This is a genomic window from Rhodococcus sp. NBC_00297 (assembly GCF_036173065.1).
In the GTDB taxonomy this organism is placed as follows: domain Bacteria; phylum Actinomycetota; class Actinomycetes; order Mycobacteriales; family Mycobacteriaceae; genus Rhodococcoides.
This window is the reverse complement of sequence record NZ_CP108041.1, coordinates 4,408,276-4,429,551: the sequence shown is the minus strand read 5'-3', so window position 1 is coordinate 4,429,551 and position 21,276 is coordinate 4,408,276. Positions and strand designations below refer to the sequence as shown.

Annotated in this window: 19 protein-coding genes; 4 read left to right on the top strand and 15 right to left on the bottom strand. The window is 69.4% G+C overall.

Features of this window, described 5'->3' with window-relative positions; genetic code table 11:
- Nucleotides 1–290: 290 nt before the first annotated feature.
- The 12 genes from OG947_RS20885 to OG947_RS20830 all read right to left on the bottom strand — a co-directional run bounded on the left by OG947_RS20885 (nt 291) and on the right by OG947_RS20830 (nt 14,874).
- Nucleotides 291–959: a ComF family protein gene (locus tag OG947_RS20885; RefSeq protein WP_056447788.1), complete on the bottom strand. Its 669-nt coding sequence runs from the start codon at nt 957–959 to the stop codon at nt 291–293.
- Between the two features lie 42 nt (nt 960–1,001).
- Nucleotides 1,002–2,771, bottom strand: coding sequence for an MtrAB system accessory lipoprotein LpqB (gene lpqB / locus OG947_RS20880; RefSeq protein WP_328814082.1), 1,770 nt, complete (start codon nt 2,769–2,771; stop codon nt 1,002–1,004).
- An 11-nt stretch (nt 2,772–2,782) separates the two neighbouring features.
- Nucleotides 2,783–4,468 carry an MtrAB system histidine kinase MtrB gene (gene mtrB / locus OG947_RS20875; RefSeq protein ID WP_027506868.1) on the bottom strand — a complete coding sequence of 562 codons (1,686 nt, stop codon included), beginning with the start codon at nt 4,466–4,468 and terminating at the stop codon, nt 2,783–2,785.
- 28 nt (nt 4,469–4,496) lie between these two features.
- Nucleotides 4,497–5,174, bottom strand: a complete 678-nt coding sequence (mtrA, locus tag OG947_RS20870; RefSeq protein ID WP_027506869.1) for an MtrAB system response regulator MtrA — start codon at nt 5,172–5,174, stop codon at nt 4,497–4,499.
- 5 nt (nt 5,175–5,179) lie between these two features.
- Nucleotides 5,180–5,863 (bottom strand): dTMP kinase, encoded by a 684-nt coding sequence (locus OG947_RS20865; RefSeq protein WP_222638677.1) that lies wholly within the window; start codon nt 5,861–5,863, stop codon nt 5,180–5,182.
- A gap of 40 nt (nt 5,864–5,903) precedes the next feature.
- Nucleotides 5,904–7,415, bottom strand: coding sequence for an adenosylhomocysteinase (ahcY, locus tag OG947_RS20860; protein ID WP_037186733.1), 1,512 nt, complete (start codon nt 7,413–7,415; stop codon nt 5,904–5,906).
- Nucleotides 7,416–7,529: 114 nt separating this feature from the next.
- On the bottom strand, nt 7,530–8,690 hold the full coding sequence (locus OG947_RS20855; RefSeq protein ID WP_328812794.1) for an alkane 1-monooxygenase: 1,161 nt from the start codon (nt 8,688–8,690) through the stop codon (nt 7,530–7,532).
- A gap of 155 nt (nt 8,691–8,845) precedes the next feature.
- The gene (locus OG947_RS20850; protein ID WP_222628507.1) at nt 8,846–10,273 is read right to left on the bottom strand and encodes an amino acid permease; all 1,428 of its coding nucleotides are present in this window, start codon (nt 10,271–10,273) and stop codon (nt 8,846–8,848) included.
- 178 nt (nt 10,274–10,451) lie between these two features.
- Nucleotides 10,452–11,699 carry a mannose-6-phosphate isomerase, class I gene (gene manA / locus OG947_RS20845; protein ID WP_328812793.1) on the bottom strand — a complete coding sequence of 416 codons (1,248 nt, stop codon included), beginning with the start codon at nt 11,697–11,699 and terminating at the stop codon, nt 10,452–10,454.
- 49 nt (nt 11,700–11,748) lie between these two features.
- Complete coding sequence (locus OG947_RS20840; protein ID WP_328812792.1) at nt 11,749–12,903, bottom strand: tobH protein; 1,155 nt, start codon at nt 12,901–12,903, stop codon at nt 11,749–11,751.
- A gap of 56 nt (nt 12,904–12,959) precedes the next feature.
- Entirely contained in the window at nt 12,960–14,330 is a 1,371-nt protein-coding gene (locus OG947_RS20835; RefSeq protein WP_056448043.1) for a phosphomannomutase/phosphoglucomutase, read from the bottom strand.
- A gap of 136 nt (nt 14,331–14,466) precedes the next feature.
- Nucleotides 14,467–14,874, bottom strand: coding sequence for a DUF3499 domain-containing protein (locus tag OG947_RS20830; RefSeq protein ID WP_200933827.1), 408 nt, complete (start codon nt 14,872–14,874; stop codon nt 14,467–14,469).
- A 167-nt stretch (nt 14,875–15,041) separates the two neighbouring features.
- On the opposite strand from OG947_RS20830, the gene OG947_RS20825 reads away from it, so the two are divergent.
- Entirely contained in the window at nt 15,042–15,464 is a 423-nt protein-coding gene (locus tag OG947_RS20825; protein ID WP_051613606.1) for a metallopeptidase family protein, read from the top strand.
- A 50-nt stretch (nt 15,465–15,514) separates the two neighbouring features.
- Here OG947_RS20825 and OG947_RS20820 read toward each other — a convergent pair whose 3' ends face one another.
- Nucleotides 15,515–15,745, bottom strand: a complete 231-nt coding sequence (locus OG947_RS20820; protein WP_197027846.1) for a WhiB family transcriptional regulator — start codon at nt 15,743–15,745, stop codon at nt 15,515–15,517.
- A gap of 603 nt (nt 15,746–16,348) precedes the next feature.
- On the opposite strand from OG947_RS20820, the gene cofD reads away from it, so the two are divergent.
- The 3 genes from cofD to OG947_RS20805 are packed head-to-tail and all read left to right on the top strand — an operon-like array spanning nt 16,349 to nt 19,228.
- Nucleotides 16,349–17,305 (top strand): 2-phospho-L-lactate transferase, encoded by a 957-nt coding sequence (cofD, locus tag OG947_RS20815; RefSeq protein ID WP_027506879.1) that lies wholly within the window; start codon nt 16,349–16,351, stop codon nt 17,303–17,305.
- Nucleotides 17,302–18,660, top strand: coding sequence for a coenzyme F420-0:L-glutamate ligase (locus OG947_RS20810; protein ID WP_328812791.1), 1,359 nt, complete (start codon nt 17,302–17,304; stop codon nt 18,658–18,660). Before cofD ends, OG947_RS20810 begins: the two co-directional genes overlap by 4 nt.
- Before the next feature lie 10 nt (nt 18,661–18,670).
- Nucleotides 18,671–19,228 (top strand): NUDIX hydrolase, encoded by a 558-nt coding sequence (locus OG947_RS20805; protein ID WP_328812790.1) that lies wholly within the window; start codon nt 18,671–18,673, stop codon nt 19,226–19,228.
- Between the two features lie 54 nt (nt 19,229–19,282).
- Here OG947_RS20805 and OG947_RS20800 read toward each other — a convergent pair whose 3' ends face one another.
- Entirely contained in the window at nt 19,283–20,359 is a 1,077-nt protein-coding gene (locus OG947_RS20800; RefSeq protein ID WP_328812788.1) for an NDP-sugar synthase, read from the bottom strand.
- Nucleotides 20,360–20,385: 26 nt separating this feature from the next.
- Nucleotides 20,386–21,276 carry a glycosyltransferase family 2 protein gene (locus OG947_RS20795; protein WP_222647020.1) on the bottom strand — a complete coding sequence of 297 codons (891 nt, stop codon included), beginning with the start codon at nt 21,274–21,276 and terminating at the stop codon, nt 20,386–20,388.

The following is a 21,276-nucleotide window of genomic DNA, read 5'->3' as shown; positions in this document are numbered from 1 at the left end:
GTGCACCCGGTGGGTGCTCGTGTGTGCAGTCGTCACTGGTGACGTTGTCGTCATACGTACCTCCCGATAGAGGCCGCGCCGAGATCGCTTCTGGCGCAGCGGAAGAACGGTGACACCGGAGCGCGGACCGCCCGGCGCCTTCGGTGGTGAGGCATCACCTCCAGACCCGGTAGCGAGGATCGATCGTGGCCCTGACCGTAGTCGCTCCCCGGATGGTCTGCCACTGTTCACGGGATATTCACGGGACCTTTTCAGGCTCCCATTCCGGCACCGGGACAGGCACTGCGACGTCAGCGCACGGCAGCGAGAACGAGCACCGCGTCGACACCGACACCGGACCGTCGCAGTGCCGCCACCGACTCCGCGGCGGTGGTTCCGGTGGTCACCACGTCGTCGACGAGCAGCACCGGTCCGCGACCGATCGCGGCGATGCCCCCGCTCCGGACACGGACCCGCCCCCGCAGGTTGTCCGCACGCTCGTCGGCGGTGAGACCGACGGAGTCACGCACCTGCGCGTCCACCCGCAGCACCGACACGACGCGCACGTCCTCCGGCGCGAGCACCCGCGCGACACGGCGGCAGGTACGCAGGATCGGATCACCACCGCGCGCCCGTGCCGCGCGGCGTCGGGACGGGGCCGGAACCAGCACGAGGGGCGACAGCTCGGGTGGATCGATCTCCCCGGCGTCGCGCAGGCGCGTCACGGCGGCGGCGAGGGCGACCCCGAGCGGTGCCGCGAGATCCCGTCGACCGCGTTCCTTCATCGCCAGGATCGACGCACGGTGCGGGCCGGCGTACGGGCCGAGCGCCCAGCACGGCACCCCGGGATCGACACGCGGCCGCACCGACCCCGGCGCCGCGTCGAGCGCGCAGGCGCAGGCGGGGCACCACGAGGCGTCGACACGGGCGCAGCCGCCGCACTCGCGGGGCAGGATGAGGTCCAGCAGGGTCGTCGGCACCGGGACACTGTGTCGCGAGGCTCCGACAGAGTTCGCCGCTCGTCAGCCCGGTAGGACGGGCACGGACTTCGTGCCGGTCAGGCCGGGCACCTCGCGCCAGTAGCGGTCACTCGCCGGGTCGCTGTCATCGATCTGGAACACGGCGCGCGAATCGGCCACGTAGGTGCTCGACGCGGAGGCGTCGACGGACACGACGGGAGCGGTGAGGTTGCGGCTGGGCAGCCCGTCGAGACGTGAGCCGTCGACGGCCACCTGCACGATCGGGATGTCGGTCGCCGCTCGGGCCACGACCACCGTGTCACCGGTGCTCCAGTCCAGGGACAGCGCCGCGCTCGCCAGACCGTTGGCCACCGCCTCGGGCTCGCGGAGTGCGTAGGTGCCGTCGGCGCGCCGCACCACCACCGCCACGTAGACGGCGCCGTCCACGATGAGAGCCGCTCGCACCCCGTCGCGGGAGAGCCGAAGTTCGGTGATCTGGCCGCCGAGCTCGGCGATGTCGGCGGAATCGACGTCCACCACCGACACCTGTCCGGTGGCCGGGTCGCGGACGGCGCGCTTGACCACGGTGCCGTCCACGACGGCCCACACGGCGTCGCGGTCGGGACCCCAGGTGGGCCGGGTGATCGAGCCACCCTCCGCGACCGGGAAGGCGTTGCCGCCGTAGGAGCCGATGAGCAGCGCGTCGGGCGGCTGCGGCGCCGCACGACCGGTGTCCGACACGGCCGCCACGAGCGTTCCGTCGCTGGACAACGAGATGGACCGCATGTTGTTGACGGTGCCGAAGTAGCCGGGAACCGGTGTCACGCCGTCGGTTCCGATGCGGACGAGCCCGCCGTTGCGCAGTGCGTGCAGGCCCACGTCGGCACCCGTCACCGCCAACGGATCGAATTCTGCGACCTCGGCGGTGGTCCAGCCGTCCGGATAGTTCGGGTCCAACGGCGCGCCGTCCGAGAGCAGGACGTAGGGACCCGACACCTCGGCCTCGGCCAGTGTCCAGATGATCTGCGCGGCAAGTAGTTCGCGGGTCGCGCGGTCCAGCGCACCGGCGCCCCGGAAGTCGATGCGGACACCGCCGAGACCGATGCCGACGGCCGAGGTACGCCCGTCGGCTTTCGTGATGGGACCGGCCGTGGTGACACCGTTGAACACGTTGCGCACCGCCGGCTCCAGCGACAGTCGCGGACCCGCCTGCAGCAGTGCAGTCAGGGTCTCTGTCATCCGGTCCTGCGTGGTGTTCACCCAACGCTGATCGGGCACCAGTTCGGCGCCGGTGGGATCGACGAAGTACAGCGACTTGCGCTGGTACGAGGTGAGGAACTGGGTGCGGTCCATGACGACTCCGGACGGCAGCTCGTCGATCCGCCACTCGCCGTCCTCGCGGGCCAGCGTCACCTGGGTCTCGAACGATCCCTGCTCGGCGCGGTACTGCCCACCCTGATCGAGCTGCCCCACCCGGTTTGCTCGGATCGTGTACTGCGCGGCGTCACTCGACCGGGAGTCCTCGAGGACGTCCACCTTGTCCACGACGATCGCGCTGGCGCCGTCGTTCCACTCCGAGGCGGCGTTCGCCGTCAGGAACTGACGTGCACCCGCGTGGTCGTCCGCCGGATCGGTGCTGGCCTTCACGAAGTCGCGGACCAGAAGATTGGGTTCACGACCCGCGGCGGGAACGGGGAGTTCCTGCTCGACGGGCCCGCGCGCGACGGTGCCGATGGCCTGCGGCGCTGACGACGCGGGCAACGACGCGCATCCGGACGCGACGAGCGCGAGCGCGGCCACGCACGCCACGAGGGCGGCTCGTCGCCGCGGCACGGTGCGGTCTCTCACGGTCGCTGCTCCCCCGCCGTGGCGCCGACACTCGTCGGGCGCGCCGCCGGAAGCGGCTGTCCCTGTGCGTACCTGCGGCCCGCGGGTCGCAGCGGCAGGGGGCTGGACACGACCTTGCGACCACGCACGCGCGGCAGCGTGAAGCGGAACCAGGCGCCCTGGCCCGGTTCGCCCCAGGCCTCGAGCTTGCCGTCGTGCAGGCGGGCGTCCTCGAGACTGATGGCGAGCCCCAGGCCCGTACCGCCCGAACGTCGCACGCGGGACGGATCCGACCGCCAGAAGCGGTTGAACACGAGCTTCTCCTCACCGGGGCGCAGTCCCACACCCTGGTCACGCACGACGAAGGCGGCGGCGTCGTCGTCCGCGCGCAGGCGCAGCAGGACGGGCTTGCCCTCCCCGTGGTCGAGAGCGTTCGCCAACAGGTTGCGCAGCACGCGTTCGACACGGCGCGGGTCCACCTCGGCGTTGACCGGCTCGTCGGGCATGTCGACGATCAGCTCGGTGCCCGTCTCGCGGGCGAGGTGCCGCACGGTGGACACCGCGGCGCGGGCGCACATACGGAGATCGAGTTGCTCGGACGCCAGTTCGGCGACGCCCGCGTCGTGGCGGGAGATCTCGAGCAGATCGTTGAGCAGTGTCTCGAAACGGTCCAGCTCGGCGACAAGCAGCTCGGACGAGCGCTTGAGCAGCGGATCGAGACTCTCACTGGCGTCGTGGATGAGCTCGGCGGCCATGCGGACGGTGGTGAGCGGCGTCCGCAGCTCGTGCGAGACGTCGGACGTGAACTGGCGCTGCAGGTTTCCGAACTCCTCGAGCTGGGTGATCTGCTTCGACAGGCTCTCGGCCATCTCGTTGAACGACATGGCGAGCCGGGCGATGTCGTCCTCGCCGCGCACCGGCATCCGTTCCTTGAGCCGGCCGTCCGCGAAGCGCACCGCGATGCGCGACGCCGATCTGATGGGGACCACCACCTGCCGGGCGACCAGCATCGAGATGGCCGCGAGCAGCACCAGCAGGACCGCACCGCCGATGAGCAGGGTTCCGCGCACGAGGGCGAGGCTGCGGTCCTCTCCCGCGAGGGGGAACACCAGGTACAGCTCGAGGGTGGAGAGGTCCGACGCGGTGGGACTGCCGACGATGAGGGCCGGACCCGAGTAGCCGTCCGGTTCCGACACGGTCGCGTACTGGTAGCTCACCTGGCCGGCCTGGACGAACGAGCGCAACGTCTGCGGGATCTGGTCGGCGGGACCGGTGAACAACTCGTCGCGGGCTCCGTCGCCGGGAACGATGAGCACGGGGTCGAACGTGCCGGCGGACGTGCTGTCCGCGCCGCTCTCGGTGTCCCGGCTCGTCAGACCGGACCGAGCGAGCTCCAGACGGTTCGAGATCGACGTCGAGTCGTCGCCCGCCAACTGGCTCTCGACGGACGCACGCGCGCGATCGAGCTCCTTCGTGGCGGCGTCGATCTTGGTGTCGAGAAGTCGATCCGTGATCTGACTCGTGAGCACGACGCCGAGGATCGTGATGACGATGAGGGAGAGCGTCAGCGTCGACACGACGACGCGCAACTGCAGCGACCGACGCCACGCGTGACCGGCGGCAGCCCACATGGACCGGGACCATCGCACCAGAGGCGAGAAGGTTCCGTTGATGCGTCGACGGGAGCGGGACGTGAAGATCACCGACCGTCCCGCAGTCGATCGGCTCCGATCACGGCGGGCCGGCCTTGTACCCGACACCGCGCACGGTGAGAACCACCTCGGGGTTCTCCGGATCCGTCTCCACCTTGGCGCGCAGTCGCTGGACGTGCACGTTCACGAGGCGGGTGTCGGCGGCGTGCCGGTATCCCCACACCTGTTCGAGCAGCACCTCGCGGGTGAAGACCTGACGAGGCTTGCGGGCCAGCGCCACCAACAGGTCGAACTCGAGCGGCGTCAGCGAGATGAGCGAGCCGTCGCGGGTGACCTTGTGCGCCGGAACATCGATGACGACGTCGCCGATCGACAGGAGCTCGGCCGGCTCCTCCTCGGTGCGTCGCAAGCGCGCGCGGACGCGGGCCACGAGCTCCTTCGGCTTGAAGGGCTTCATGATGTAGTCGTCGGCGCCGGACTCGAGTCCCAGCACGACGTCGACCGTGTCGGTCTTGGCGGTGAGCATCACGATCGGCACACCGGAGTCCGCCCGCAGCACGCGGCAGACGTCGATGCCGTTCATACCGGGGAGCATCAGGTCGAGCAGCACCAGATCCGGTCGGTTCTCCCGGACGGCGGACAGCGCCTGGGTGCCGTCTCCCACCACGAACGGCTCGAATCCCTCACCGCGCAACACGATGGTGAGCATCTCGGCAAGAGCCGTATCGTCGTCGACGACCAGAATTCGTGGCTTCATGACGACTATCGTGTCATCCCGTCGTACTCCGCAGTCTGATTGAGAAGTTCGGCGGCGAGTCTCGTCACGTCGACCTGCTCACCGTCCGCCTGCGCGCCGTTCACGACGAACCACGGCGACATCCACGACGAAGCCGCGAGTCCCGCGTAGACCGCCGCGGTACGGGCCTGGAGACCACCGTCGCGCTCGTACGCGTCGCGGGCCCGCGACGGATCCTCCTGCTCCCGACCACGCGCGCGATGCTCCGCGACCTCGACCGGAACGTCGAGGAGGATCTGGGCGGAGGGACGCGGCAGGACGAGGCGATCGAACTCGAGCGCGCGCACCCACTCGACCATCGCACCGTCCGCGTCCTGGTGGACCCGCGCGGCGGAGTACGCCGCGTTGGACGCGACGTAGCGATCGAGCAGAACGACGTCGTGCCGGTGCAGCATCCGACGGAGGTCGGACACCGCACCGGCACGATCGAGGGCGAACAGCACTGCCATCGAGTTCACCCCGGCGGCGAGATCGCCGTGCTCACCGGCCAGCGCCTCGGCGGCCAGGTCGGCGTGGATCGACTCCCCGTAGCGGGGGAAGCCGACGCGGACGGCGTCCACCCCGGCGGCCTCCCACGCGTGCGTGAGGCGGGACGAGAGCGTGAACTTGCCTGCTCCGTCGACGCCCTCGATCGCGATGAGAGTGCCCATCGACTCCACTCCTGCCTGTCGAGGCCTACGGGACCGAGTGTCAGTACCGGTAGTGCTCGGGCTTGTACGGGCCCTCGACGTCGACACCGATGTACTCGGCCTGCTCCTTGCTGAGCTTGGTCAGCGTGCCACCGAGAGCCTCGACGTGGATCTTGGCGACCTTCTCGTCGAGGTGCTTCGGCAGGCGGTAGACCTCGTTGTCGTACTCGTCGGGCTTCGTCCACAGCTCGATCTGCGCGATGACCTGGTTCGAGAAGCTGTTGCTCATGACGAACGACGGGTGACCGGTGGCGTTGCCGAGGTTCAGCAGACGACCCTCCGAGAGGACGACGATCGACTTGCCGCTGGAGAAGATCCACTGATCGACCTGCGGCTTGATGTTGATGCGTGTCGAACCGGACCGCTCGAGACCGGCCATGTCGATCTCGTTGTCGAAGTGGCCGATGTTGCCGAGGATGGCCTTGTCCTTCATCGACCGCATGTGGTCGAGCGTGATGATGTCCTTGTTGCCCGTCGCGGTGATGACGATGTCGGCCTTGCCGATCGCCTCGTCCACCGTGACGACGTCGAACCCGTCCATGAGCGCCTGGAGCGCGTTGATCGGGTCGACCTCGGTGACCTGGACGCGCGCGCCCTGGCCGGCCAACGACTCGGCACTGCCCTTGCCCACGTCGCCGTAGCCGCAGATCAGGACCTTCTTGCCACCGATCAGCACGTCGGTGCCGCGGTTGATGCCGTCGATCAGCGAGTGACGGGTGCCGTAGGTGTTGTCGAACTTGCTCTTGGTGACCGAGTCGTTGACGTTGATCGCCGGGAAGGTCAGCTCGCCGGCCGCGGCGAACTGGTACAGGCGCAGCACGCCGGTGGTGGTCTCCTCGGTGACACCCTTGACCGACTCGGCGATGCTCGTCCACTTGGTGGCGTCCTGCGCGAGCGACTCGCGGAGCAGTCCGAGGAAGACCTTGTACTCGTCGGAGTCGCGGTCCTCGTCGACGGGCGGCACGACGCCGGCCTTCTCGAACTGCGCACCGCGCAGCACCAGCATCGTGGCGTCTCCGCCGTCGTCGAGGATCATGTTGGCGTGGCGGGGAGTGCCGTCCTCGGCGACCGGCCAGGTCAGCATCTTCTCGGCGGCCCACCAGTACTCGGCCAGCGATTCGCCCTTCCAGGCGAACACCGGGATTCCCTGCGGATCCTCGGGCGTGCCGTGGGGTCCGACGACGATCGCGGCGGCGGCGTGATCCTGGGTGGAGAAGATGTTGCACGATGCCCACCGCACCTCGGCTCCGAGCGAGACCAGCGTCTCGATCAGGACGGCGGTCTGGACCGTCATGTGCAGCGACCCGGAGATCCGTGCACCCTTCAGCGGCTGCACGTCGGCGTACTCGCGACGCAGGGACATGAGGCCGGGCATCTCGTGCTCCGCGAGGCCGATCTCCTTGCGGCCGTACTCAGCCAGCGAGAGATCCGCGACCTTGAACTCGATGCCACCGCGGATGTCCGCCTGCAGCGCCTCGGTGCTCGAAATGTCGGGGGATGTCGATGTCGTCATTGTGTGATGCCACTCCTGTCGGCTGATGATCGGCTTCCAGGCTATCGGCTCACGGCTGCCCGCGGGTGGGTCGGGGCCACGACGTGTCCGGTTCCGTCGTCTCGCGCCGACGGGTCAGGCGGCGGCGGCGCGTTCGGGAACGGTCGCCCAGCGCCGTTCCAGTCGAGCGCGGGCGCTCGGCTGCAGGTTCGCGCGGGTGACGTCGCCGTCGTAGTGCGCGACGACCCTGGGGTCCATCACGCGACGCCACAGGGGCGGGACGGCCGCGAGGACGACCATCGTCGCGTAGCCGGCCGGCAGTTGCGGCGCCTCGTCGAAGGTGCGCAACGTCTGGAACCGGCGGCCCGGGTTCGCATGATGGTCGCTGTGCCGCTGCAGGTGGTACAGGAAGATATTGGTGACGATCCGATCGCTGTTCCAGCTGTGCCGCGGCGCGCACCGCTCGTACCGGCCCGTGGGTGTCCGTCCCCGGAGCAGCCCGTAGTGCTCGATGTAGTTGACGGACTCGAGGGTCATCACGCCGACCACCGCCTGGAGCACGAGGAACGGCAGGATGCCGACGCCGAAGACGGCGACCAGGACACCGAAGAGTGCAGCGGACATCGCCCACGCGTTGAGCACGTTGTTGCGGATCGTCCACACGCCGCTGCCCTTGCGCTCGAGACGCTGCTTCTCCAGCTCCCAGGAGGACACGAGGCCGCCGCTGACACTGCGGGACAGGAACCGGTAGAGGGACTCGCCCATGCGCGCGCTGGCCGGGTCGGCGGGCGTCGCGACACGCGCATGGTGTCCGCGGTTGTGTTCGACGTGAAAATGGCCGTACAGGCTCTGCGCCAGAGCGATCTTGGCCAGCCAGCGCTCGGTGCTCTCCACCCGATGACCGAGCTCGTGCGCCGCGTTGATCCCGATGCCGGCGACGAGACCGACACTGACCGCGTACCCGATCTTGTCGACGGCGGACAGGGTGCCGAAGGTGACGAGGTAGCACGCGACACCGAGCCCCGCGTACTGCACCGGAAGGAACAGGAACGTGCACCACCGGTAGAAACGGTCGTGCTGCAGGTCCTGCACCTGCGCGTCGGACGGATTGTTGCCGTCCTCCCCCGCCAGCGCGTCGACCACGGGGATGACCAGGAAGAACAGCATCGCGCCGCTCCACCAGAAGGCCGACACCCCCGTGTGCAGAACCAGTTGGGACGGCAGCAGTGCCGAGGCGGGCGCCAGCATTCCCAGTAGCCAGAGCAGCTTCTTCGGGTCGTGCCACCGCCGCGCCATACGTCAACTCCTCGACATCGAGTGGACTCCGTGGCGGACTCGTGCCCACCGCAGAAACAAACTTCCGGTCTCGAATTCGAGTGTAGAGCAAGTAGCGCGACGGTCCGAAGATCCGAATGGTGAGATCGGTCCGTTATCGGCGCGAAATTTGGTGACTAGTGGGTGTCGTCCGCATGCTGCCGGGCTCCGAGCACCGAATGGCGGCGGCTGTAGCCGAAGTACACCACGACTCCGAGCGCCATCCAGACGACGAACCGCAGCCACGTCTCCACCGACAGGTTCAGCATCAGCCACACGCAGGCCAGCACGGCGAGGATCGGCACCAGCGGAACCAGGGGGACGCGGAAGCCGCGCTTCAGGTCGGGACGGGTTCGACGCAGGACGACGACACCGATGGAGACCAGGACGAAGGCGAACAGGGTGCCGATGTTGACCATCTCCTCGAGCGTCCCGATGGGGAAGAACGCCGCGAGAAGGCCGACCACGATGCCGACGAGCACGGTGATGCGCACCGGGGTGCCACGGCTCCCCGTCTTCGCGAGACGACGCGGCATCAGACCGTCGCGCGACATCGCGAAGAGCACGCGCGACTGTCCCAGCATGAGCACCATGACCACGGTCGTGAGTCCGGCCAGCGCACCGAAGGAGATCACCTTCGACGCCCAGGTGATGCCGTTCAATTCGAACGCCGTGGCCAGGGTCGCGCCCTCGCCACCGAGTTCGGTGTACTTCACCATTCCGGTCAGCACCAGGGTGACCGCGACGTACAGGATCGTGACGATCAGGAGCGAGCCCAGGATTCCGCGCGGCAGGGCCTTCTGCGGATCGGACGCCTCCTCGGCCGTGGTGGCCACCACGTCGAAGCCGATGAACGCGAAGAACACGAGACTCGCGGCGGCCAGGAGTCCGTACCAGCCGAAGTTGCTGCCCTCGGCGCCGGTGACGAAGGAGAACAGCGACTGGGTGAGGCCCGACTCCTTCTCGGCGGGGACGGCGGGCGGGATGTAGGGCGAGTAGTTCGCCGCCTTGATGTAGAACGCTCCGACCACGACGATGAGCAGCACGACGCCCACCTTGATCGCGGTGATGACGAGGGAGACGCGCGAGGAGATCTTCACACCCGTCGCGAGCAGGACGGTGAGCACCGCGACGATGACCAGGGCACCCCAGTCGACGTCGAGTCCGCCGATGGACACCACGGGCGACGACGTCCCGAGCACCTCACCGAGGTACAGGGACCAGCCCTTCGCCACGACGGCCGACGCGAGGGCGAACTCCAGGATCAGGTCCCAGCCGATGATCCACGCGACGAACTCGCCGAAAGTGGCGTACGAGAACGTGTACGCGCTGCCCGCGACCGGCACCGTCGAGGCGAACTCGGCGTAGCAGAGCGCGGCGAGTCCGCACGCGATCGCGGCGAACACGAAAGCGAGCGAGACGGACGGGCCCGCGACGTTCCCGGCGGTGCGCGCCGTCAGGGTGAAGATGCCCGCACCCACGGCGACCGCGACACCGAAGACGGTGAGATCCCACGAGGACAGGCTCTTGCGAAGTTTGGTGTCCGGCTCGTCCGTGTCGCGCATCGACTGCTCGATGGACTTTGTTCTCCGCAGACCGGTGTTGCGCGAACCGGGTGCGTCCTTGCCGTCGATGGTCACCGTCGAAACTCCTCACGTCCTCCGGGCGGCCGTCGACTGCCCGAGGTCATCGTCACACGAACAGTGAACTCGGCGGGACGTATCCGCCAGCGTGTCGGGGCCGTCAGATCCCGCCGACGCCCGCCACGAACACGCGAGCCGAGTCGGTGAGAGCACACAGCTGCGGGTCCGGATCGGACGCGGCGATCCAGACGGCACTTCCCCGCTCCACGACCAGGGTGGACTCACCCGAGGAGACCTGTACCCGACCGTCGACACACAGGACGATGCGCGGCGCGGCGTCACCGTCGTGCGCGAGCGTCCACGGCTCACCGTCGCTGGACGCCGCGGACAATTCGACACCGACGAGTGCGAACTCCGGTGCCGGCGTGGGATAGCACACCACGTGCGGACGGCTGGTGTCGGCGACGAGGACCGGTGAGTCGAGCGGCTCGAAGTCGAGCACCCGCAACAGTTCCGGGACGTCGACGTGCTTGGGCGTGAGTCCCCCACGCAACACGTTGTCCGAGTTGGCCATGATCTCCACCGCGGTTCCGCGCAGGTACGCGTGGAGGTTTCCGGCGTCCAGGTACAGAGCTTCGCCCGGCTGCAGCGTGACCCGGTTGAGCAGCAACGCCGCGAGCACTCCCGCATCGCCGGGGTAGTACTCCCCCAGTTCCAGTGCGGTGCGCAGTTCCGGCACGAAGGTGCGGTCCCCGGTCTGCTCGGCACGTTCGAGGGCGCGAACGCACGCGTCCAGCACGGCCGGCAGCACGGAGTCCAACGCCCGCTGCGGCAGAGTGATCCACGAGGTGAAGAGGGTGCGCAGGCCGCTCGAATCCGGTTGCGCGGCAAGCATCTCGGTGTACGGACGCAGCTCGTCCGCATCGAGCCGACCGAACAGCTCCACCGTCTCGGCGGGACTGCGGAACCCGGCGAGCGCGTCGAACTCCGTCAGGGCGACCACGAGCTCGGGCTTGTGGCTGGCGTCCTTGTAGTTCCGGACGGAGGCGTCGAGGGGCACGCCCGCGGCGTTCTCCCGTCGGAAACCCTCGCGCGCCTGGTCCGAGGACGGGTGAGCCTGCAGCGACAGCGGCTCCTCGGCCGCCAGGAACTTCACGAGGAACGGCAGGCGCGGACCGTGCCGCTCCACCACACCGGTGCCGAGCAGTCCGGTCGGATCGGAGTCGATGGCCTCGAGCAGCGAGACCCGACCGCGCGGCGTGACGAGATGCGCCGGGTCGCCCGGATGAGCACCGAACCACATCTCCGCCTCGGGATGCCGGGTGGGTGCGGGCACGCCGCGCAGTTCGGCGAGAGCCGTGCGCGAACCCCACGCGTAGGACCGTGCTGTTCCGTCGAGGAGATTCACCGACCACCACCTGCCGTCGTCATCGCTGCGAACCCGGACACGGCTGGGGTCACGCCCTGCCTCCCGAGGCCTGAGAATTCGAGAGTTGGAGATAGGCCGCCGCGGCCTCGATCCGCACCGCCAGGACGAGCGCCCTGCGCAGCGACGCCCCGACCGGCGTCGTGGGACCGGGCACCGCGGCGGGCGCGGGCGCCTCCAGATCCGTGCGGGGACCACCGTCGTCGTCGGCGCGCACCACGTCGACCTCACCCAGGACGGCCACCCGCCGGCGGACCAGACTGTCGTCGGGGTCGGTCGACACGGTGAACACCCGAACGGGATCGGCCGGGGGCGGACCGTCGAGTTGGTCGTCGTGGAACAGCGGGTCGTAGTCGACACTGCCGCTCTCGGCGGAGTCCCCACCGATCGCGCCGAGGTCGTGGATCACACCGACGGCATCGGAGAGTTCGGTGGCCGCCGCCACGACGCCCGCGGCCCGCAGCAGGGACGCGGCTCCGTGCCGGGCCACCTCGGTCGCCACCACGCCGTCACCGGTCATGAGGACCCGACGACCCGCCATCCGGGACGCCAGACCTTTCGCGGGATTCTGGAACACCTCGACGGACGCGTGGTGCCGCATGGCCTCCGCGTCCACCGCGTCGGCCACCGCGTCGAGGTCACCGACCGACGACGCCGGGTCCACCGCAGCGAGTACCGCGGCCATCACCGCGACGTGCCGGGCGTAGGAGTTGCGATCGAGGACACGGACTCGCGGCGGGAAGGACACCACCCGGCCGGCACCGGCGTCCGCGACAGGACCCTCGTCCGGTACGGCCACCACGACCTCGGCGCGCCGACGTACCCCGGCGGCGACGGACTCCGCGATGGCCGGATCGCCGGCGTCGTCGCCGGCCACGACCACGACGTCCAGGGGTCCGACCCACGGCGGGGTCGCGGGGAGCGAGACGACCGGCACGCCGGCGGTCGGAGCGAGGACCGCGGCGACCAGCGCCGACGCCCTCCGGGCGGGACCGGACGCGGCGACGAGCACGACACTGCGGGGACGCAGACCGTCCAGCGGCGCCAGCAGGCCCTCGCGGACGGCGGACGCGGTGGCGCGGATCTGTGCGCCGGCCAGCGCGGCGGAGTGCAGTGCGCCCAACGAGTCCGCAGCCAGTATCGCGCTCGCGTCGTCGAGATCGACGTACGCCGAAGGAGCAGTCATGGGCACCTCACCCGCCTCTCTCGTTCCGTATCCCCCACTATGACAGTCCGCAACCGTCACGCGCGGACGATGCTCAGGATCTCCGTCGTCAGGCGGTCCACGTCCTCGGGGGTGCGTGCCTCGACATTGAGTCGGAGCAGGGGCTCGGTGTTGGAGGCGCGGAGGTTGAACCACGCGCTGTCACCGAGATCGACCGTCACACCGTCCAGTTCGTCGGTGGAGACGGTGCGATCGGCGAACGCCGCGACCACCGCGGCGGTGCGCTCACGAGCGTCGGCCACCGTCGAGTTGATCTCGCCCGATGCCGCGTACACCTCGTACTTGCGCATCAGGGCGGACAACGGCTCGTCCTGTGTCCCGAGCGCGGCGAGCACGTGCAGCGCTGCGAGCATGCCAGAATCGGCGCCCCAGAAGTCGCGGAAGTAGTAGTGCGCCGAGTGCTCGCCGCCGAACACCGCGCCGGTCTCGGCCATCAGTGCCTTGATGAACGAGTGGCCGACCCGGGTGCGCACGGCGGTACCGCCGAGCAGCTCCACCAACTCGGGCACCGACCGTGAGGTGATGAGGTTGTGGATGATGGTCGAGGAGGGGTGCTTGCCCAGCTCCCGCTCGGCCACCAGCGCGGTGATCGCGGACGGTGAGACGGGCTCGCCGCGTTCGTCCACCACGAAGCAGCGGTCCGCATCGCCGTCGAACGCGAGGCCGATGTCCGCGCCCGTCTCGGTGACGAACTTCTGCAGATCGACGAGGTTCGCCGGCTCCAGCGGGTTCGCCTCGTGGTTGGGGAACGTGCCGTCGAGTTCGAAGTACAGGGGGTGCACGGTCACCGACGTCGGGTCCAGGACCGCGGGCACCGTGTGCCCGCCCATGCCGTTGCCGGCGTCCACCGCGACCGACAGCGGACGGATGTCGCTGATGTCCACGAGGTCGCGCACGAACGTGGCGTAGTCCGCGAGCACGTCCTGCTCGCTGATCGTGCCCGGCGCACCGTCGAACGTCGGGACGCCGTCGATGATCTCGGCCGAGATGGTGGCGAGTCCCGAGTCCTGGCCGACGGGCTTCGCGCCGGCCCGGCACAGCTTGATCCCGTTGTACTTCGCCGGGTTGTGGCTGGCGGTGAACATCGCACCGGGGCAGTCGAGCCGACCGGAGGCGAAGTAGAGCTGGTCGGTCGACGCGAGGCCGATGAGAACGACGTCGAGACCCTGTGAGGTCACCCCTCGCGCGAAGGCGGCCGACAGTGCGGGAGACGAGTCGCGCATGTCGTGCCCGACCACGACGCGCTGCGAGACGCCCTCGCCGCGTACGAGTCTCGCGAAGGCGGCCCCCACGTCGGCGACGAAGTCCTCGTCGATCTGCTCTCCGACGACACCGCGCACGTCGTACGCCTTGATGACGCTGTGAACCAGGTCAGCTGGTCGGGCCACTGCACACTCCTGCATCTGGGACGAACCGGACGGATCACGCACGACGACGAGTCGGCGAGACCATGCTGGGAGCCTAGTGCCCGGGGGCGACGCGCGAGCAGTCCTGCAGCCCGACGCCGCGCGCAGGAACAGTCGTTCAGCTGGTGGGGTCGGGAAGAACGCGCAGATGTCCGCGTCGACCCGTGCGTGTCGGCGCGGCGGCCGGTACGTCGGCGGAGGTGCGCGTGTCGAACGACGAACCACGTCGACCGAGGGACGGAGCGGGACGCTCACGCGCACCGGCCTCGCGGACGGCCTCGGCGAGTGCGGTCAGATCGTCGTCGTCGGGGCTGGACGTGGAGAACCCGCCCTCGTAGCGCACCATCTCCCACCCCTTGGGGGCGGTGATCGACGAACCGTGCACCTCGCACAGATCCCAGGAATGGGGCTCGTCCACGGTGGCGAGAGGTCCGACGACGGCGGTCGAGTCGGAGTACACGTACGTCAACGTCGCGACGGCCGGTCTCTTGCATCCCGGTCGGCAGCATCCCCGCACAGCTCTCACAGGTCGAACCCTAGCGCGTGTCCTCCGGCGTGCCTCGCAGGACACGGTCGTAGCATGGGCGCGTGTCGTTCACCGGATCCTCTCAACCCCGCGGCCGCGCCGGCGGCCGTCCCGGACGGGAACATCGGGCGTCCAGCTCGCGGTCCGCGGCGCGGCGGGGTCGCGGAATGCGCGGCACCCTGTTCCCCGACACGGTGCCCGCACGCAGGTCTCGCGCCGAGAAGTTCGATGCGGCGGTGCTGGACGCGTTCGCCGAGATCGACCGCAAGTGGCACGACCGGCTGACGAAACTGGACATCGCCGTCGACGACGTGCCGAAGATCCGTGCGGTGGACCCTGAATCGGTGAACTGGCCACCCGAGGTCGTGGCCGAGGGCCCGGTGCCGTTGTCGAGACTCGTTCCGGCGGGAGTGGACACGCGCGGAGCGACGACGCGGGCTCGGATCGTGCTGTTCCGTCGGCCCCTCGAGCGGAGAGCACACGACTCGCTGGAGCTGACGGACCTGGTGCACGACGTGTTGGTGGAGCAGGTGGCGACCTACCTGGGGGTCACGCCCGAGGTGGTCGACCCCGACACCGAGGACGACTGACACCCCGGCGCCTGCAGCGCGTCGTTCGGCGGCTGCGGTGACGCGACGCGTCAGATGATGCCGCGCTTGAGGCGGCGACGTTCGCGCTCGGACAGCCCACCCCAGATGCCGAACCGCTCGTCGTGCGCCAAGGCGTACTCGAGGCAGTCGTCCTTCACCTCGCACCCGAGGCAGATGCGCTTGGCCTCGCGCGTCGAGCCGCCCTTCTCCGGGAAGAACGCCTCGGGATCGGTCTGAGCGCACAGAGCGCGCTCCTGCCACTGATCCTCGAGCGGATCCATGTCGCCCGGCACCAGACTCAGATGCAGTGCGGGCGCAGGCATTCCGAGGCTCGTGAGCGGCGGGTCGACGTCGTCGACCGAGACGTCCTCCGGGTCGATCCCGTCCACGAGGTCCGCCGGGGCGTCCTCCGTCACGGCATCCACGTGCAGTACGTCGTCGAGTTCCCCGACGGGGGACTCCTGTCGACCGAGGTCGTGGTGTTGTTCCGGCATCACGTCCGCCTCCTCACCTGTTCGAGCGCAGTTGTTGTCGGTCACTTGTGTCGATGATCGACCGCGAAGCCGGATCGAAGAGCGAAGCCTCGTGTAACCATGGGACGTGACGCTGCGGAACGCAGCGCGCGAACTCGTGTCGACTCATGGGAACACGTGTTCGAACGGTGGTTCGCTACAAGCGATTCCGCTGTTCGAACCGTTAATGACATGACTGTGATTAGACACGCCGCGGTGTGTCGCGGTCAAGCGGACCGCTCGATTTGCAATACCATCCGATCTCCGGTTTTCCCGGAAGGCGAGACTTCCCCGGTGTTTCGCGTCGGACACGCCGTGGTTCGCGCCCACCGGCCCGATCGCGCCGACGGCGACCGCCTAGGGTCGAGGGTCATGAAGGTGACTGTGGTGGTGGGCGGCGTCGGTGGCGCGCGGTTCCTCCAGGGGGTTCGAGAACTGCTGGGGCCGGACGGCGACGTCACGGCCGTGGTGAACGTCGGTGACGACGTCTGGATGCACGGCCTGCGCATCACACCCGACCTCGACACCTGCATGTACACGCTCGGCGACGGCATCGACACCGAGCGCGGCTGGGGTCGACGCGACGAGACGTGGAGCGTCAAGGAAGAACTCGCGGCGTACGGGGCCCACCCGGACTGGTTCGGGCTCGGGGACCGCGACATCGCGACGCATCTGATCCGGACGCGCATGCTCCGCACCGGGTACCCGCTGTCCGCAGTCGTGGAGGCCCTGTGCGACAGGTGGTCTCCGGGTGTCCGCCTGCTGCCCGTCACGGACGACCGCAGCGAGACCCACGTGGTGATCACCGATCCCGACGACGGCACCGACAAGGCCGTTCATTTCCAGGAGTGGTGGGTGCGCTACCGCGCTGCTGTGACGACTCACAGTTTCGCGTACGTCGGAGCGGACAAGGCGACCCCGGCGGACGGCGTCGTCGAGGCGATCGAGACCGCGGACGCGGTACTGCTCGCACCGTCCAACCCGGTGGTCAGCATCGGCGCCGTCCTGGCGGTGCCCGGCATCCGCTCCGCACTGCGCACCACACCCGCGAAGGTCGTCGGGCTCTCCCCCGTCATCGACGGCAAGCCGTTGCGCGGCATGGCCGACGAGTGCCTGTCCGTCATCGGTGTGGAGACGACGGCCGAGGCCATCGGCCGCCACTACGGCGCCCGCTCGGCGGCGGGCATCCTCGACGCCTGGCTGATCCACGAGACCGACACCGCCGACGTTCCCGGCGTGGACGTGCGCGCGGTACCTCTGCTCATGACCGAGCCCGCGGTGACCGCACGGATGGCGCGCGCCGCGCTCGAGGCAGCGGGCGTCCTGTGACCCGATCCGACGGTCCCGGCGATCATGCACCGGGCGGTTCGATCGAGGTGATTCCCGTCGCGGGACTCCCCGAGTTCCGGCCGGGCGACGACCTGGTGGCAGCAGTCGCCACGGCAGCACCGTGGCTCGCCGACGGCGATGTCCTGGTGGTCACGAGCAAGATCGTCTCCAAGGTCGAGGGACGCCTGGTGACCGCGCCGACCGACCCGGAGGCGCGGGACGCACTGCGCCGCATCCTCGTCGAGCAGGAGGCCGTGCGCGTCCTCGCCCAGCGCGGTCGCACGCTCATCACCGAGAACCGCCTCGGCATCGTGCAGGCCGCGTCCGGCATCGACGGATCCAACGTGTCGACGGACGAGTTGGCCCTGCTCCCCGAGGATCCCGACGCGTCCGCCCGGGCACTGCGCGACGGTGTATTCCGTTCGCTGGGCGTGGCCGTCGCCGTCGTCGTCACCGACACGATGGGCCGCGCGTGGCGGAACGGCCAGACGGACAACGCGATCGGATCGGCCGGGTTGCCCGTCCTGCACGCGTACGCCGGTGGTCGCGACGCGCAGGGCAACGAGCTGATGGTCACCGAGGTCGCGCTCGCGGACGAGCTGGCGTCCGCTGGGGATCTGGTGAAGGGCAAGCTCGGCTCGGTTCCCGTCGCCGTGGTCCGGGGTCTGCACTACGCCGACGATGGCTCCTCCGCCCGCGATCTGGTGCGTCCGGGCGAGGACGACCTCTTCTGGTTGGGAACGCAGGAGGCGCTGCGACGAGGTGCGCTCGGCGCGGTACCCGCCCGTCGCTCGGTACGCGAGTTCGACTCGGCCCCGGTCGATCCCGCCGTCGTCGAGGCCGCCGTGGCGGACGCCGTCACCGCGCCGGCTCCCCATCACTCTCACCCGATGCGCTATGTCGCCGTCCGGACGTCGGCGGTGCGCACCGCACTGCTCGATGCGATGGCAACGCGGTGGCGCGCCGATCTCGAACGAGACGGACGGACCGCGGACTCGATCGAGGCCCGTCTGGCACGCGGTGATCTGCTGCGCACCGCGCCGGAACTGATTCTGGCGTTCGCGGTGCTCGACGAGGCGCACGACTATCCGGACGCGGAACGGCAGTCCGCGGAGACCGTCATGTTCACGGTGGCGGCGGGCGCGTCGGTACAGGCGTTCCTGGTGTCCCTCGCGGCGCGCGGCCTCGGCAGTTGCTGGGTCGGGTCGACCATCTTCGCCGCCGACACCGTGCGCGAGACGCTCGATCTGCCCGCCGACTGGCATCCCGTCGGGGCCGTCGCCGTCGGGCACCCGCTCACTCCCCTGTCGCCTCGCGCGCCGACGCCGCCCGGCTCCGCGTTCCGAGAACTGTGAGGAACCGTTTGTGAGCGCCGAGAGCCTCCACGAGTCCGCGAGAGAACTGCTCCGTTCCTGGTCGACCATCGAGCCGCACGACGACTCGATGCGCCACACGATGCTGGCGTTCCTCGACAGTGCGCCGCGTGGCTGTCTCCGCGAGAACGTGGCCGGTCACGTCACCGCGTCGGCGCTGGTGCTCGATCGGAGTGGGTGCCACGCGCTCCTGACGCTGCACCCGCGGGTCGGACGATGGCTCCAGCTGGGCGGACACTGCGAGGTCGACGACGAGACCGTCCGGGACGCGGCACTCCGCGAGGCGCGTGAGGAGAGCGGCATCGACGACCTGGTTCTCGAGCCGGAGCTGCTCTCCATTCACACACACCCGATCACGTGTTCGCTCGGCGAGCCGACGCGCCATCTCGACCTGCGCTTCGTCGTACGCGCTGCGGACGGTGCACACATCGTCCGCAGCGCGGAGTCGAACGACCTGCGGTGGTGGCCCGTCGACGACCTCCCCGACGGGGAGGCGGGCGCCGAACGAGACGCGTTGCAGGACATGATCTCCCGCGCGGCGGCTCGCTGAGCCTCGGGCGCCCTCGATTCTCGGACGCCCTGGATTCTCGGACGCCCTGGATCCTCAGACGTCGGTCGAGAAGCGCACTCCACCGTCGGGCAGCGTCACTCCGGGCCACACCCGGGCGCCGCGGAGCAGCTCGCACCGCGCGCCGATGTTGGCTCCGTCGCCGATGACGGCGTCGCGCACGAGTGCCCGCGGTCCGATGCGCGCGCCGAATCCGAGGATCGATCGTTCGACCACCGCGCCGGCCTCGACCACGGCACCGTCGAAGAGGACGGCACCGTCGAGACGGGCGCCCGCTCCCACCTCGGCGCCGCGTCCGACGACCGTGCCGCCGATCAGCAGCGCGCCGGGCGCGACGCCCGCGCCGGGATGGACCAGCGACTCGCCCCGCGTCCCCGTCAGCGCAGGCGACGGTGCGATTCCGCGCACGAGGTCGGCGGAGCCCTTCACGAAGTCCTCCGGCGTACCCATGTCGCGCCAGTAGGCGGCGTCGACGTGTCCGAAGACTCGCTTGTCCTCGGCCAGCAGTGCGGGGAACACCTCACGCTCGACGGACACCGGACGACCGGACGGGATCTTCTCGATGATCTCCCGCTTGAACACGTAGCAGCCGGCGTTGATCTGGTCCGTCGGCGGATCCTGGGTCTTCTCGAGAAACGCGGTGACGCGGCCGGACTCGTCGGTGGGCACGCAGCCGAACGCACGCGGGTCACCGACGCGGACGAGGTGCAGGGTGACGTCCGCCTCGGTGGTGCGGTGGGTGTCGAGCACGCCGCGCAGATCGGTACCGCCCAGCACGTCACCGTTGAAGACCATGACGTTGTCGGCGCGGAGCCGGGGCAGGACGTTGCGGATACCGCCGCCGGTGCCCATCGGCTCCTCCTCGAACACGTACTCGAGCTCGAGGCCGAGTGCGCTGCCGTCACCGAAGTGCTGCTCGAACACCTCCGACTTGAAGGACGTGCCGAGTACGACGTGGTCGATCCCGGCGTCCTTGATGCGCGCCAGGAGATGGGTGAGGAACGGCAGACCTGCCGTGGGCAGCATCGGCTTGGGGGCGGAGAGCGTGAGCGGACGCAGTCGCGTGCCCTTTCCTCCGACCAGAACTACGGCATCGGTCGCCGGAGCAGTCATCGCGTATCGCCTTTCTCAGAAACTTCTCACGAGCTCGAACCTGACCCCACCGTGTCGTCGCGTTGCCGCAGTGCGGCAGTCACGACCACCCTGGACCGCAACGCCAGTCCGGCGCGCAACGTCCACCGGAGAGGAGCTTGCCATCTCCGCGGGTGTCTATCAGCTTGGAAGCGATAGGCGCTGCGGTGGTGCGCCGGCAGCATCGACTCCGGATGACGCCCCGCGGCATGACCTTTGGCGTGCGTCACGACGGCCGTGGGCACGTAGATGTTGGTCCAGCCCGCTCGTCCGAGGCGATCTCCGAGATCGACGTCCTCCATGTACATGAAATACCGGGAATCGAACCCGTCCACCGAGTCGAACGCGGCACGGCGCAGCAACAGACACGAGCCGGACAGCCACCCGACCGACCGCTCGCTGACCTCGTCGTTGTCCTGCCGGTAGCGCTGCGTCCACGGATTCGACGGCCACACCGAACCGAGCAGTGCGTGCAGCGACCCGGACGTGAGATCGGGAACGCGGCGGGCTGACGGGTAGCGCGAACCGTCCGGCTCGAGGATGAGGGGCCCGAGCGACCCGGCCCGCGGATGCCGTTCGGCGGCCGCCAGCAGCTCGTCGATCGACCCGGGGCCGAACTGGACGTCGGGATTGACGACCATGACGAACTCGGTGGCCGGATCCACCTCGGCGACAGCGCGATTGGCGGCGCCGCCGTAGCCGATGTTCGCTCCGGTGCGCAGCAGTCGGACGTTGTCGTATGCGGCCTCGGCCGCCTCGGGCGCGCCGTCGGTGGACCCGTTGTCCGCGAGAATCACCGACACCGGCCGCGTCGTCGCATCCCGCAGGGACTCGAGGAATGCGTCGAGGTGCTCGCCGGGCGAATAGGTCACCGTCACGACGGCCAGGGGGGCACTCAC